Genomic DNA, 14,135 nt, shown 5'->3' with positions numbered 1-14,135 from the left:
TCGCCCCCTGGAATCTCCATGTCGGAAATGAGGAGCTCGGGCTCATTTGCGACCGGGGCCCTCCGCGATGCGGAGGACCCTCGCATCCAGGAGGCCATCCAGGGACGGCGCGAGGCGACCGAGTCCCTGCTGATGGAGTTGTTGCCTCGCGTGCGCAACCTGGTGCGCTATCTGGTGCGAGGCGACGCGGACGTGGACGACATCGCCCAGGAGGGGCTCATCGCCCTGATGCGCGGGTTGCCCACCTATCGCAGCGAGGGGCGTTTCCACGCGTGGGCGGACCGCGTGGTGGTGCGCGCCACCTTCGCCTGGTTGAAGCGCGCGCGGGGCCGGGAGGCCCGGCACGCCGGTGAGCCGGCGGAGCTGGTCGCGGTGCCCGCGGAGGACGCGCTGCCGGACGAGTACGTCCACCGGAGGCACCTGGTGACGCTGCTGGACGAGCTGTCCACCGAGCAGCGACATGCGCTGGTGCTGCATCATGTGCTGGAAATGAGCGTGCCGGAAATCGCGACGGAGCTTGGCATCCCGTTCGAGACCGTGCGCAGTCGACTCCGGTTGGGGCGCGCGGCCCTTCGCGCGCTGGCCTCGGCGGGAGAGGGGGAGGGATGAGTCCGTTGCGAGAAGAGGGGGAAGAGTCCCTGGACGACCTGCTCAAGCCGCTCGACGGCGGGGCGGGGCCCGCGCGCCGCATCGCCCGGCAGAAGTCGGCCGCGCTGGTGATGGCCGCGATGGAGGCGGCACGGGAGGCACCGGCGCGGCCGCTCACGCGGAGGAGGCGGCCGCCGACGTGGTTGATGGCGGCGGGCGCGGTCCTGTTCGCCAGCGCCGCCGCGGCGTCCATCTGGAAGCTCGCGAGCACCGGGGAGGTCCAGACGCCTCCGGTGGCGGTGTCCGTGCCATCGCCGGCCATGAACGATGAAGCGCCCGCGGAGGACGTCCCGTCGACCGCCGCTCCCGTCGTTCCGCCGGCGGATGAACCCGTGCGGGAGGAACGTGCCGGGCCCGTTCCCGACGTACGCGTCGTGGAGCCCGAGGCTGCGCCTGTCGTCCGGGCCACGCCACGTGCCGACGCTTCGCCTGTCATCCGCAAGCCGCGACCGGAGGAGCCCGCGCGGGCACCCGCCGCGGAGACGGAGGACCTGCTTCGCGAGGCGAACGAGTTCCGGGCCGCGGGAAGGTGGAAGGAAGCGGAGGCGCTCTACCTGCATGTCATCAGGGGGCAGCCCTCGTCGCTGGCGGCCTATGTCGCGAGGGTGGCCTCGGGCTCGCTGCGGCTGGAGCACCTGGGAGACGCACGAGGCGCGCTCCGCCAGTTCGAGGGTGCGTTGCGTCTCCAGCCGCAAGGCGTGCTCGACCAGGAGGCCCGCCACGGCATCGCCGAGGCCTGGCGCGCGCTCGGTGAGACGGACGCGGAGATGCGCGCGCTCGAGGATTTCCTCTCGGCGCATCCCGACTCGCCGCTGGCCGCCACCGCGCAGGCGCGGCTGCGCGAGCTCTACAACCGATGAGGGCACTCCTCCCGAGATGGAAGCGGGGGCTGTGCCTGCTGTTGACCGGAACCCTCTGGGCGGGCTGCACGCGGAGTGACCTGGTGGCCACGCTTCGCTCCCGGGACGCGGGCGGGGACATTCCCTCCGAGGACGCGGGCGGGGACATTCCGTCCGAGGACGCGGGCCCGCCCGACAGCGGGACTCCGCCCGACGACTGGGAGGCCCACTGCGCCGGGCAGGGACCGCTCATCGTCCTGCGCGAGCCGGGCACGGGCGCGCCCCTCTGCAGCGGCCGTCTCGCCGAGCAGACCTTCCGCCACGCGCTGTGCACCTGCGACGGGCTCGCGTTCAACGCGCCCGTCCACACGGACGCCTTCCGGGGCTCGCTCGGCCCGTACGCGCCGGGAGGGCAGGGCGGCGACGTCGGCGTGAATGGTGGACTCACCGCCAACGACTCGGTCGTGGTCGGAGGCTCGCTGCGCGTTGGCGGCGCCTCGGGCATCCAGCTTGGGCGCACGCTGACGGTGGGTGGAGCGCTCGACAGCAGTGGCCCGCTCGTGGGCGGCGCCGCGACCGCGTCCGTCGCGCAAGACGCCCGGGTGCGCGGTGACGTATCGCTGGCCTCCCTCACCGTCGGAGGTACCCTCACCGTGCCCCCCGGGTTCTCCGTGGGCCCGGTGCAGGCGGCCGGGGTCCGCCGCGAGCCGGTGGACGCCGTCACCCCGTGCGCCTGCGATGCCACGTCGCAGGTCGACGTCGCGGCGCTCATCGCGCACCACGCCGTGGACAACGACAACGCGGCCATCGGCCTGGACGCGGCGGCGCTGGAGGGCATCTCGGGTGAGCGGACGCTGGAGCTGCCATGCGGGCGCTTCCTCCTCACGCGCATCACCGGCACGGGCCGCGCGACGCTCACGCTTCGCGCCCGCACCGCGCTCTTCATCCAGGACGGCGTGGACCTGGGCGAGGGCCTCACCGTGGACGTGCAACCGCCGGGTGAGCTGGACCTGTTCATCGGTGGCGCTGTCACGGTGGCGGGTCCCCTCCTGGTGGGCTCCACGGCCATGCCCTCGCGGGTTCGCGTGTACGTGGCCCGCTCCAGCGTGCTGGCCCTCTCCGCTGGCAGCACGCTGGCTGGCAACCTCTACGCCCCCGGAGCGCAGCTCAACCTGAGCGGCAATGCCGACGTGTTCGGCTCCATGTTCGTGCGGCGCCTCGAGGGCTCTGGAGCCCTGTCACTCCACTACGACGCGGACGTGCTCGACGCGGGCAGCGCGTGCCCCGCCGAGTGACTCCGGGGCGGTGGTGCCACGCCGCCCCGGCAGCGGCCCTCACCTACGGAATGCGCTCCCAGGCGTCCTGCCAGTGGCTGCCCGAGCTCGGCGCGTAGTGCGACGCGGGGCCCTTGCACCAGCCGGAGTAGGGGAAGGGCTTGCAGCGGTAGAGCAGCCCGTCCGTCCCCTCCACCACGGTTCCCGCCACGTAGCTGGAGATGCCATCCGGATACTTGAGGTGGCCCGTGCCTCCGTCCCCACCCGGCGGCGGCGTCGTCGGCTTCTGGATGTCCACCTGGAACGTGTAGCCCGTCTCACGCGAATACACGCGGTTGCTCGTGGCGCTCTCCGCGGGGACGATGGTGCCGGAGGCCTGGAGCACGCCCACCTGCACGCGGCTGGACGCCGGATTCACGCGCTGCGCGAGGCGGTACATCCAGCTCGCCGCGGGCGTCGCGGCGTCGAGCGACAGGACATGCGACTCGGCGTCCGCGCCCTGGGCATCGAACAGGCGGAACGTCACCTTGCTGCCGGCGGGCAGGTCCTCGCGGGCCTGCACCGGGCCCAGCTCCTTCCAGGACGTCGGCGGGGGCGGCGTGTTGCTGAACTTCACGTCGGTGCAGGCGTAGAACGCCTCGGGGCTGTCCGAGCGCTGCCAGATGCCGTAGATGACGTGCGTGCCCGTCTTCCCCTGCGGGAAGGGGCAGCTCAGCCGGTAGCGGTTGTTCTGCGCGGACACGTTCGTCACGGTGCAGAACGGGTTCGCCTCCAGGTCCGACCACTTCAGCGGCAGGGACGGGTCATATCCCTCGCGCGTCACGTAGAGCTTGAAGTAGCCCGTGGCGTGCACCGCCGTCGCGTGGAAGACGAACTCGAAGCGGCCGCTGGCGTCCGGGGCGATGAGCGTGGCCGGCCAGTCCGTGCGCGCCAGGTCGAGCCCCTTGTGGCTCTCGTTCGCGGCGCTGCACAGCTTCCCGTCGGGGATGATTTCGCGGTGCCTGTCGTTGGCGTTGCCCTGCCGCACGCCGTTCCAGTCGTAGAGCGCCTGCGTGCCGCCCACCTGGATGGCGGCCTTGCACGCGGCGGACTTCGGCGTCTCCGGCCCCTCCTTGAAGCAGCTGTAGACGCGGCTGAGCGGCACCTCCATGGAGCCGTGCGCCAGGGCCACGCTGGCGGACAGCAGGACACACGCGGCGAGCGACGCCGCGAGAGAGCGATGATGTGTGAGGGACATCCCTTCCTCCTGTGAGCAATGCGCAAGGAGGGAGGGCGGGGAGGCGGAATTCGGGTCATCGGGCCAAAACGAAAGCGGCGGTGCCGCCTCCGGAGAGGTCCGCACCGCCGCTTCGTGTGAGACGGCCCGTGGCTCGCGACTACCGGCGGCGGCCCAGCAGCCGGAGGATGGCGAGGAACAGGTTGATGAAGTCCAGGTAGAGCGTCAGCGCGCCGACGATGCTCACCGTGGCGGCGCTGCTGTAGCCGGTGTTGGCGTGCATCTCACGCAGCTTTTGGGTGTCGTACGCCGTCAGGCCCGCGAAGACGACGACGGACGCGCACGCGATGACGAAGGACATCGCGTCACTGCGCATGAACATGTTGACGAGGCCGGCCAGCACCACGCCGATGAGGCCCATGAAGAGGAAGGTGCCCCAGGCGCCCAGGTCCTTCTTGGTGACGGTGCCGAAGATGGCCATGGCGCCGTAGACGCCCGCCGTGAGGAAGAACGCCTGCGCGATGCTGCCCGCCGTGTAGACGAGGAAGATGATGGACAGCGTCACGCCCGTGAGCGCCGAGTAGCCGAGGAACATCGCCGCGGCGACCGGGCCCGACAGACGGGGCGCGAGGAAGGACAGCGCGAACACCACGCCGAGCTGCACGAGGAACAGCGGCATGCGGAAGTTCACCGCCGCCCGCAGCATCGTCTCGTTGCCGAGCGTCACCAGCGCCATCACGCCGGTGAGCATCAGTCCGGCGAACATCCAGCCGTGCACGCGCGTCATGAACGCGCGCTGCGACTCCTGAACGAGGGCGGCGTTGACCGAGCCGTGCTCGGCGGTCTGCCATCCCGAAGTTTCCCAGGCCATGAATCTTGGTCCTTTCAAGCCGGGCCGTGGCCCGGCGACGCACCCTTATAACGCGTTCAACCGGGGCGTGCGCGACCCCCGGCCCGTATGAGCTTCCTTAAATGGCCTTCCACGCCATCAAAAGCTTGGAGGCCACTTCCGTGGTGATGAGCGGCAGCACGCCGCCACCGCCGACGATGTTGACGATCTCCGACATGGAACCCCGGCAGACGCCACCCCAGGCGGGCTGGCGGGCGAGCCCCACGGAGGCGTAGGCGGAGTAGTCCACGAAGAAGGACGTCGGAATCACGGTGCCGTTCGGCTCGCAGAGCAGGTGGTCCTCGGGAGGCGTGTCCACGACCTCCTGCACCACGAAGCCACCGCCCGCGGTGTCGGCCGCGGCGCGGGCGCACAGCTCCGGCCAGCCCAGGGGCTCGCCATAGGCGGCCTTCACGCGCTCCGTGTAGGGCACCGTGCCCGTGGAGCGGCCCAGGAAGACGGCCTTGCCGCCGTAGTCCCACGAGCGCTTGAGGACGTAGCGCTTCGGGTCCGCGGCCACCAGGGCCACCAGGTCCTCCACGCGCTCGCCGTCGGGGCCGGTGGCGGGGCCGGGCCGGAACACGCGCGTCCACGGCACCGAGGCGCGCACCGCCTCCAGCTCCTCGGGAGTGAGGCCCGCGGCCTGCGCGAGCGCGGGCTCGGCCAGCGCCTGTGACAGGCGGGCGAACGTGGCCTTCACCTCCACCTGCGAGGCGGGCGGGTTGAGGAACACCGCCTTCTTTCCCGGCACCGTGCCCAGGAAGTCCTCCACCCACGGCGAGGGCGTCTCCTCCAGCCGCCGCACGAAGAGGTGCCGGTACACCAGGTCGTACTTCTTGCCGTTCACCACGAAGGCGTCGTCGCCGGACACCTCGTCCGGGTGCACGACGTCCGCGTCCGCGCCGAACTCGCGGAAGCGCTCGCACAGCCAGCGCAGCTCCGTGATTTGCGCGTCGTTGCGCCGGCACAGCAGGGCCACCGTGTCTGGCAGCTTCCCGTTGCGCTCCGCCGCGTACCCGTCCAGCAGCGCCCGGTACAGCGCCAGCGCGTTGCTGCCGTTGAGCGCGAGCAACGCGTGCAGCGCCTTCTCCGGGTAGCGGAAGTAGCGGCCCACCACCTCGATGAAGGTGCGCGCCGCGATGTCCGAGTAGCCCTGCATCGCGGGGATGGTGGCGTTGACCTCCAGCGCCCACGGCTTGCCGCCGGCGACGAAGTAGTCCACGCGCGTGGTGGCCAGCCGGGCGGACTGGCGCCAGGTGCGCTCCGCGAGCGTGCGCTCGAGCGGGGAGAGGGCGCCCAGCAGGTCCTCCGCGTCGGCGCCACCGAGGATGGCGCGCGCCAGCTTCACCGTGGCGGACGCGAGGCGCGCGGACAGCTCGGCCCGGCGGCGGATTTCCGCGGCGTCCAGCACCACGGGCGTGGCGGTGATGGGGATGGGACGGGTGGTGCCGTCCTTCTGCGTCACCGCCAGGCCCCGCTTGTAGGCGAGCTCGGCCAGCTCGGGCGCGATGTGGCGCGCCTGGCTCCGCAGCACGTCGATGAACTCTTGCACGAAGTCCTCACCTCTGAGGAAACGCCCGGGCCCACCCGGGCGCGCGCACCCTACGCAAGGCGGGTGCGCCGGTCCATGGTGCCGAAGTGCCTCCCAGCGCTCCTGTAAGTTTGTTCCTGGTAGTCAGCGAAGACCCGGTTACGCCACGATTGGCCTCTCGCCTGGGGGGCGGGCGCTGGCGGGTGGGGCGCCTTCCTCCGTTTCCCGCATAGGAGGCACGGACATGAGCGGCATGGTCAGTGGTGGGCAGCTCGTCGCGCGGATGCTGAAGAAGGAGGGCGTGCGGCACATCTTCACGCTCTCCGGACTGCACGTGGCCCCCATCTACGCCGCGTGCGTGGAGGAGGGCATCGCCATCATCGACACCCGCCACGAGCAGGCCGCCGCGCACGCCGCGGACGCGTATGCCCGGCTGACGCGCGGCGTGGGCGTGGCGGTGGTGACGGCCGGCCCCGGCGTGACGGACGCGCTCACCGGCGTGGCCAACGCGCACGCGGCCAGCTCGCCCATGCTGCTGCTGGGCGGCGCGGCGCCCACGTTCAATCAGGGGCGCGGCTCGCTGCAGGAGATGGAGCAGGTGGACCTGTTCCACCGCATCTCCAAGTGGTCGGACCGGGTGCCCTCGCCGGAGGCGGTGCCGCACTACCTGGCGAAGGCCTTCCGCGTGGCGCTGTCCGGGCGCCCCGGGCCCGTGTTCCTGGAGCTGGCGTGGGACGTGCTCTGCAACGGCGTGGACGAGGACGGCCTGCGCATGCCGGAGCGCTACCGCACGGACGCGCGCGTGGCGCCGGATGCGCGCAAGGTGGACGAGGCCCTGGCGCTGCTGCGCGCCGCCGAGCGTCCGGCCCTCCTCGCGGGCTCGTCGGTGTATTGGGACGGCGCGTGGGACGCGCTGCGCGCCTTCGCGGAGCGGGCGCAGGTGCCCGTGTTCCTCAACGGCGCGGGCCGGGGCTGCCTGCCGGCGGGACATCCGCTCTTCTTCCAGCACTCGCGCAAGGAAGCGCTGAGCGGCGCGGACGTGGTGTTCGTCATCGGCACGCCCTTCGACTTCCGGCTCAACTACGGCGCGGAGCCCACCTTCAGCGCCGACACGAAGATTGTCCAGGTGGACATCGACCCGACGGAGCTGGGCCGCAACCGTCCCGTGGAGGTGGGGCTCGTGGCGGACAGCTTCAGCGCGCTCACGGCGCTGGAGGCGGGCGCGGACCGCGCGAAGCGGGACACGCTGCTCACCACGCTGCGCGCGGGCGAGGCGCGCCGGCAGGCCTCCATCGACGAGTGGGCGCGCAGTGACAGCACGCCCATCCACCACTACCGGCTGGCGAGGGAGCTGTCCGAGGTGGCGAATGCCGCGGGGCAGGACCCGGTGTTCATCGCGGACGGTGGGAACTGGGTGGCCATGGCGGCGAAGGTGCTGGAGCTGAAGCGGCCGGGCCGGTGGCTGGACCCGGGCCCGCTGGGCTGCCTGGGCGTGGGGGCGCCGTTCGCGCTCGCGTCGAAGGTGCTGCACCCGGAGCGCACGTGCTGGGTGGTGCAGGGGGATGGCTCGTTCGGGTTGAACGGCTTCGACTTCGAGACGGCGGTGCGCTTCAAGCTGCCCATGGTGTGCGTGGTGGGGAACGACGCGGCCTGGGGACAGATTCGCCTGCCGCAGGTGCAGATGTTCGGCGAGGACAAGTCACCCGCCACGCTGCTGGCGCCCACGCGCTACGACAAGGTGGTGGAGGCGTTCGGCGGGCATGGCGAGTTCGTCACGGAGCCGGCGCGGATTCGCCCCGCGCTGGAGCGGGCGCTGGCCAGCGGCACGGTGGCGTGCGTCAACGTGCTGCTGGACCCGGATGCCCCCGTGAAGGCGGGAGCGATGGGGTACGCCGTCTAGTCTCGCCCGGCCCTCAGGCGGTGGCACGCCCTTGGATGGGGTGCCACCGCTGAGGCAGCGAGTCGCGGAGCGTGACGGCGTCGGCGCTTCTCCTGCCCGGAGTGCCCGGCCGGGGAAACGTGAGCAGCCCCTTGAAGGGGTTCCGCGCCCGTCTCTCACGGCGCGCGGCGTGGAAGATCAAGGTCAGGACAACCACCAACAACAGCCCCCAGAGCATCGCGACGTACAGCCCAGGAATGAACCTCGACATCATCAGCGTCGCCAGGGGGACCGTCGCTGGAAGCCAGCTCAGCTCCAAGATGAACTCCCTGAATTCATCCAGGTCCGAGATTCCCCTGGAGATGAGATCGCCCACGGCAATGACCGGGCCAAGGAAGCTCCCCACACTTCGGTTCGCTGCCCAAAGGGCGCCCCCCATGTAGCCGGGCAGCCCAATCCAGAACAGTCCCGAAGCTGCTGCCCCGAGTAGCAGCAGTCCATTGCTCCAGGTCAGCCGGTCAGGTGCACCCAGGATGGACAGCATCGCGTGGAGGATGGCGAGCGCCGAGAGCAACATGCCAAGCAAGAGAACCGTTCGCAGATGCCAGTTGTCGTGGACGGCATACTCGACGGGAGAGGTGACGTTGCTCCAATCCTGCTCCGTGGGTCTTGGCCTGTCGAACAAGCGGAAGAGCAGGGTGGATTGGAGTCGGACCGGAAGGTGAATGAACAACGACCGCCACGCGCTGCCCGGGCTCATCACCGCGAGCAACTCTTCAATCACCTGGGGTTTGAGCACTCCCCGGTAGCCTGCTCTTGCTCGGGCGTCCGTGCTCAAGAACAAGGGGGGCTCCACGGTGACATCCTCGGGTCGCTCCCCCAGGAGCGTCTCACGCAGCCTCGCGTGATACGCCAGGTATCGCTCTCCTTCCCGAGCTGTTGGGAAGCCCGCTTCGGAGTACCTCTGGATGGCGCAGACCGGGATTGCCAGGCGTGGGTCCAGGGAATGATACGGTTCGGGCGGCGCCGCCTCGGCGGGAGCCTGTTTCAGCAGCAGGGCCACCCGCCCGGCGATGGTGGGAAGTGACGAGCCCTTGGGCTCGTTGAACGGTTGCCAGACCCAGCCAGGGCTTTCTGCGTCTCGCTGCTCGGGTGTGAGCGGATGCTCCCGAAGCGCTGCTTCCACGCCCTGTTTCTGGAAGAGTGCCGCCATCCGCCAGGCAGCCCGCATCGAAATCGTGTCGTCAGGGTGCCATAGCAGGGGCACCAGCGCCTTCGCCGCGAGGGGTGTTCCAATCGCCAGCAGATCGTCCAGGACATTCAAGGAGCCCGTTTCCACCACGGCTTCGAGCGTGGGGACCGCCAGGTCCCCCATGCAAACCAGGATCGCCCGAGCCTCCGCATACTCGACGTAGCGCTCCGCCAGCAGGCGCGCCGCTTCGACCTTGTTCGTCAGGGACAGGGCCTTGGCGATGGCCATGCATCGTGACTTGTCACGGGCCGTGGCCAGTGACTCCTTCAGCCACTGGAACATGGCCTCACCCCGGGGGCGGCTGTCGGAGGCGATGGACCCGAAGGCCTTGACGACCGCCTCATCCGCGGCGTCCGAGCCCAGGCGGCTCTTGAACCCCTCGAGGATCTGGTTCGCCAGCGCGGGCTGCACCTTCTGGGCATCCGCCAGGCACTCGACGGCGGTGAGGGGCTCCATTGCGTGGATGGCGCGAATGAACTCCGTGCTGTCGTGGTCCAGCCCGCACCACAGCTTCACTGTCTCCCTCCACGCGTCGCGGTCCGCCTTGAACCTGTCCACCATTCCCGAAGCGTCGTTCATCAGCTTCGTCGCGGCGAGGTACTCCTGCAGGGTGAGGTGGGCGAACCGGTAGCGCTCGCCGCCGTCAATCTCGAGCAGGAGGCCGCTGCGCTCGACGATTTCGTCGAGCATGGCGTTCGCCTCGTCCGGATGGATGTTCAGGTCCGGCAGGAGCTTGCGTGTCTGCTCCAGCACCACGAGGCGTTCCATCGTCAGGCGTTCCTGCCCCTGCTCGGTGGTGGTGTCCTGGTTGAACAGCGCCAGGTGCTGGAGCAGGAGCCGCTTGGCAACGGCCTTGAACCGGTTGTGCTCCTGGTGCCACAGGTCGAGCAGGATGTCGGTGGACTCGCGGTAGAACTCGGCGCGCGAGTTGGGCAGGACGAAATCCGTGTCCGAGTACAGGTACGCGATGATGGTCAACATCAAGGGGTTGCGCGCCAGGTCCATGATTCGGGGCCGGTCGTGCAGCGTCAGCATGAGCTGCTCGATGGACTTCCCCTGGCGGTTCAGGTCCTCCTCCCACGAGCCGAGGAAACGCCAGAGTTGCTCGTCCTTGAAGGCGTCAATCTCCAGGCGCTGCTCGACGACATCGTCGAACTCGCCGCGATAGACGGCATCCCGACAGGTGATGATGGCGCGGCACTTCTTGTACTGGTCCAGTGCATCCCGGATGACCTGGACGACCCGTTTGCGCTCGACGCTGCTCACCTCGTCGAGACCGTCGAGGAGGAGCATCAGCCGGCCCTGCTCCAGGCCGCTGGAGACGAAGCTCCTGGCCTGGGGAAAGTCACCGCGGGCCAGCTCGGCCTCCAGCACGTCTTCGAAGGTCGCCTTGGGTTCGTTGAAGCGGTGGAGCTCCAGCAGGATGGGCACGGGCCGGTCGGGAAGGTCCAGCATCCGTCCCTCCGCGTAGGAGAGCGTCAGGTGCTTCAGCAGCATGGACTTTCCTGCGCCCGGCGTGCCCACCACCACCAGGCGGCGCCAGCGGGTGACGAACTCATGGGCGTCGGTATCGTCGGCATCCAAGGCGCACTTGATCTTCAGTGGTACGTAGATGTCCCTCATGCGCAGCGGCTGATTGGGGCGGAAGGGAATCTTCAGCAGGCCGTACTTCGAATGCAGGGCCTGCTGGTAGTGCCTGAGGGCGGTCCTCCAGAAGAAGGGCCTGCCGGCGATCCTTCCGTACAGCCAGCCGCTCGTGGCTCGAATGCGCTGGGTGAGCCAGTCCTTCAGGACGTCCCTGAAGGCGAGCAGCACGAGCAGGATGAGCGCCGCCACCCAGCCGAGGTTGGGGACCAGCTTCCTGAAGGCCCCCGGCCTGTTGGCCTCCCTGACGCGGGAGTATTCCTCCTCGTAGATGCGCGCGACCCGCTGGGAGGTCAGCCTGGCCGGGTTGTCGCGGAACAAATCGACGACGAGCCGCGTCTGCATGGCGCCATCGCTCTTCGCGTGGCGCTCGGCGTAGCCCAGGATGTCCGTGACGACGGCCGCGTGTTCGGGGGACGGGGAGGCCTGGGAGTGCGAAGCGGTGGGGGCAAGAATGCCGAGCAGCAACACAGGCAGCCACCTTCGTGCTCGGCTCCAGGTTCGTTTCATGGAGTACGACCTCCCCCTCGTGCGCCGCGCCGCCTCGCGTGTCGGGAACTCGGCTCGACCCGGGTGGAGTCGCGGCGGCGGAGGTGTGACGCGGGCACTCCGCACGCTCGCGATGCGGCACGGCGGGACGGCGCTTCCTCCCGCGTCCACGTGTCGATGGGGTGGGGCGTGCGCGCCCATGTCCCTTCATCCCGCGATTCGTTGTTCAGAGATGTGCGACTTGCACCGGCGGTCTGTCTGGCTTAAAACCGCAAACGCATTTCACCTGGGAACCCCCCGAACGTGAGCCGCTCCACCCGCCGCCTGCCCGTGAGTCTCGTCCGGTCGCGCCTCCTGGCGCTGCCGCTCGTGCTCCTGTGCGCGCTGGCGTATGTGAGCAGCGCCCTCCACCACACCCTGGTCCAGCACGCCACGTGCCTGGAGCACGGCGAGGTGGTCCACGTCGAGGCGGGTGGTGAGCACGCGGTGGCGCAGGTCGAGGACTCCTTCGATGACGCCCGCGTCGCCTCCCGGCGCGACGCCACCGAGTCTCACGGCGCCGAAGCCCACTGTGTCCACGCCTTCAGCCGTCGTGAGACACCGCCTCCCTCGGAGGGCACCACCCAGCTCGTGGCGATGCCCACCCGCTCCGCGCCGGCGCTGGCCGTGTTCCGCTTCCATTCGGAACCCGTCGCCCGGCTGCACCTCGCTCCCAAGGCGTCTCCGCCTCGCGCCTGAGGCCCGGGGAGTGCGTTGCTCCGTGAGGCCCTGTCGCGCCTCGTGGAGTCCGTCGCCCACGGCCGTCCCGTGTCCTCCGTCCGCCTCGTGCGGCGAGTGAAGGCCCGGGCTCCGTAGCGCCGCCATGCACTGACGCCCTCTCCGCGCCGCCATGCCACGCCGACCGGCTCCGTCCGCCGTCGTACGCGCGTGGTACGCCCAAAGCCTTCCAGTTTCGCCGCGCTCGCGCTGGCGCCGTCGTTACAGACGGTGTCCGGGGTCGCGTGTCGGGACTGGCATACCCGCAGTCCATCCACGTGGAGTAACACCATGAACAAGAAGCTCCTGGCCGCCCTGCTGATGTCCACCGCGCTCCTCGCCACCGCCTGCGGCGATGACGACGAGGAGGAGGAGAACGTCGACGTCGAGGGGTGCGAGCACCTCCAGGAGGGTCCGGCAGCCCCTGTCACCGCCACCCTCACCGACACGCCTCCCCATGTCGACAATGACCACCGTCGCTGGGACATCACCCTGGTGGATGGCACGGGTGGCAAGACGGGCTCCGTGAGGTTCGCCGCGGATGAGGCCACCGACTACGTCATCTACACCAGCGCGGACGTGGCCCTCTCCATCACCAATGCCAGCGGCGCGGAGGTGGAGATCGAGGAGAGCACCAAGAGCTCCACCCAGTGCACCGAAATCAAGGGCCGCCACGTGGTGCCCATGACGGTGGGCACGCACATCCTGACCTTCGGCCCCACCACCGCTTCGTCCGTCTCCATCGTCATCGAGGAGGCGGCGCACGACCACGAGCACTGAGCCGCGGGCCGGGCTTCACCGCCACGGGCCTCGCTTCCAGCAATCCGGGGCCGGCGTTCTTCCGCCGGCCCCCTTTCCCGGAGAGAAGACGATGGGTGCCTTCCAGCAGTTCCTGAACGAGAAGCAGATCACCCCCGACACGCTGCTGCGCCTGTCCCGGCAGCTCGAGGCCCATGGCGACACGGACCGCGTCCTCGTGCGCAAGCGGGCCGACAAGCGCCGCGACAAGGAGAAGCAGGGCAAGAGCTACCAGGAGCTGGAGCTCGGCAAGCCGAAGAGCGGCCGCGGTGTGAGCACGCAGCAGCTCCAGGCCGCGCTGGGTGACCAGCCGCTGCCGACGCGCGTGCGCGGCAAGCTGGTGCGCGCCGTCAACGCGGTGCTGACGAAGAAGGGTGGCGGCGCGGTGGATGCCGCCGCGCTCTTCGGCGCGGTGCCGGTGCGCAAGGGCGATTCGGCGAAGAAGGCCGCGAGCTGAGAGCGAGGCGCCCCATGTCCGGTCAGGAGTCCTCCACCGTGTTGCCCTGCGAGCTGCGCCGCGACGGAGAGCGTCTGTTCGACGTCTCCATGTGGTGCCTCGGCAGGGACGTGCTCTGCCCCGAGGGAAACCTCCTCGCCAGGAGGGGCCTCGTGCGTCACCCGCGTCCCGAGGGTGTGGAGGGGCAGAGCGCGTACACGGTGGAGCTGCCGGGCGGCGGGCGCCTCACGCTGTGGGGCTTCGGGGTGCTGTGCGAGTGCGGAGCGGCCGTCTTCGTCCCGAGGGACGGCTTTGCTCCGCGCATCCTGGAGGCGGTGCCCGAGCGGCCCGCCTTCCGCGTCCAGGAGCTGGGCCCGTGGCGCGAGGCGGGCACGGCCGGGGAGCGGCGCGCGGCGCGCGCGGGACTGGTGTCGCTGGCCGGGTGGCTGTCCGGCCATGAGGAGTGGGTGGCTCGGGAGGTGGG

12 protein-coding genes are annotated in these 14,135 nt (G+C 70.1%); 8 read left to right on the top strand and 4 right to left on the bottom strand.

Annotated features, from left to right (window positions below; all coding sequences use genetic code 11):
• Positions 1-27: 27 nt before the first annotated feature.
• The 3 genes from HG543_RS26800 (at position 28) to HG543_RS26790 (ending at position 2,782) form a co-directional block, all read left to right on the top strand.
• On the top strand, positions 28-609 hold the full coding sequence (locus HG543_RS26800) for an RNA polymerase sigma factor (protein ID WP_371876504.1): 582 nt from the start codon (positions 28-30) through the stop codon (positions 607-609).
• Positions 606-1,508 carry a tetratricopeptide repeat protein gene (locus tag HG543_RS26795; protein ID WP_169347710.1) on the top strand — a complete coding sequence of 301 codons (903 nt, stop codon included), beginning with the start codon at positions 606-608 and terminating at the stop codon, positions 1,506-1,508. Before HG543_RS26800 ends, HG543_RS26795 begins: the two co-directional genes overlap by 4 nt.
• Before the next feature lie 83 nt (positions 1,509-1,591).
• Positions 1,592-2,782, top strand: coding sequence for a DUF7305 domain-containing protein (locus HG543_RS26790; RefSeq protein WP_343073445.1), 1,191 nt, complete (start codon positions 1,592-1,594; stop codon positions 2,780-2,782).
• Between the two features lie 43 nt (positions 2,783-2,825).
• Here HG543_RS26790 and HG543_RS26785 read toward each other — a convergent pair whose 3' ends face one another.
• The 3 genes from HG543_RS26785 to HG543_RS26775 form a co-directional block, all read right to left on the bottom strand.
• Positions 2,826-3,998, bottom strand: a complete 1,173-nt coding sequence (locus HG543_RS26785) for a lytic polysaccharide monooxygenase (protein WP_169347708.1) — start codon at positions 3,996-3,998, stop codon at positions 2,826-2,828.
• Between the two features lie 139 nt (positions 3,999-4,137).
• Entirely contained in the window at positions 4,138-4,848 is a 711-nt protein-coding gene (locus HG543_RS26780) for a Bax inhibitor-1/YccA family protein (RefSeq protein WP_169347707.1), read from the bottom strand.
• 97 nt (positions 4,849-4,945) lie between these two features.
• Positions 4,946-6,418, bottom strand: a complete 1,473-nt coding sequence (locus HG543_RS26775; protein WP_169347706.1) for a hypothetical protein — start codon at positions 6,416-6,418, stop codon at positions 4,946-4,948.
• Between the two features lie 223 nt (positions 6,419-6,641).
• Here HG543_RS26775 and HG543_RS26770 point away from each other — a divergent pair, with 223 nt between their 5' ends.
• Complete coding sequence (locus HG543_RS26770; protein ID WP_211194191.1) at positions 6,642-8,297, top strand: thiamine pyrophosphate-binding protein; 1,656 nt, start codon at positions 6,642-6,644, stop codon at positions 8,295-8,297.
• Positions 8,298-8,310: 13 nt separating this feature from the next.
• Here the strand turns inward: HG543_RS26770 and HG543_RS26765 are convergent, their stop codons facing one another.
• On the bottom strand, positions 8,311-11,643 hold the full coding sequence (locus tag HG543_RS26765) for an NACHT domain-containing protein (protein WP_169347705.1): 3,333 nt from the start codon (positions 11,641-11,643) through the stop codon (positions 8,311-8,313).
• 321 nt (positions 11,644-11,964) lie between these two features.
• Here HG543_RS26765 and HG543_RS26760 point away from each other — a divergent pair, with 321 nt between their 5' ends.
• The 4 genes from HG543_RS26760 to HG543_RS26745 form a co-directional block, all read left to right on the top strand.
• Positions 11,965-12,399, top strand: a complete 435-nt coding sequence (locus HG543_RS26760) for a hypothetical protein (protein ID WP_169347704.1) — start codon at positions 11,965-11,967, stop codon at positions 12,397-12,399.
• Between the two features lie 309 nt (positions 12,400-12,708).
• Positions 12,709-13,197, top strand: coding sequence for a hypothetical protein (locus HG543_RS26755; protein WP_169347703.1), 489 nt, complete (start codon positions 12,709-12,711; stop codon positions 13,195-13,197).
• Between the two features lie 91 nt (positions 13,198-13,288).
• Entirely contained in the window at positions 13,289-13,672 is a 384-nt protein-coding gene (locus HG543_RS26750; protein ID WP_169347702.1) for a hypothetical protein, read from the top strand.
• Positions 13,673-13,686: 14 nt separating this feature from the next.
• A partial coding sequence (locus tag HG543_RS26745) for a hypothetical protein (RefSeq protein ID WP_169347701.1) occupies positions 13,687-14,135 on the top strand: 449 nt, incomplete at its 3' end.

Origin of the sequence: Pyxidicoccus fallax, assembly GCF_012933655.1 — a bacterium.
GTDB classification, from domain to species: Bacteria; Myxococcota; Myxococcia; order Myxococcales; family Myxococcaceae; genus Myxococcus; species Myxococcus fallax.
This window is presented reverse-complemented; position numbering and strand designations above follow the sequence as displayed.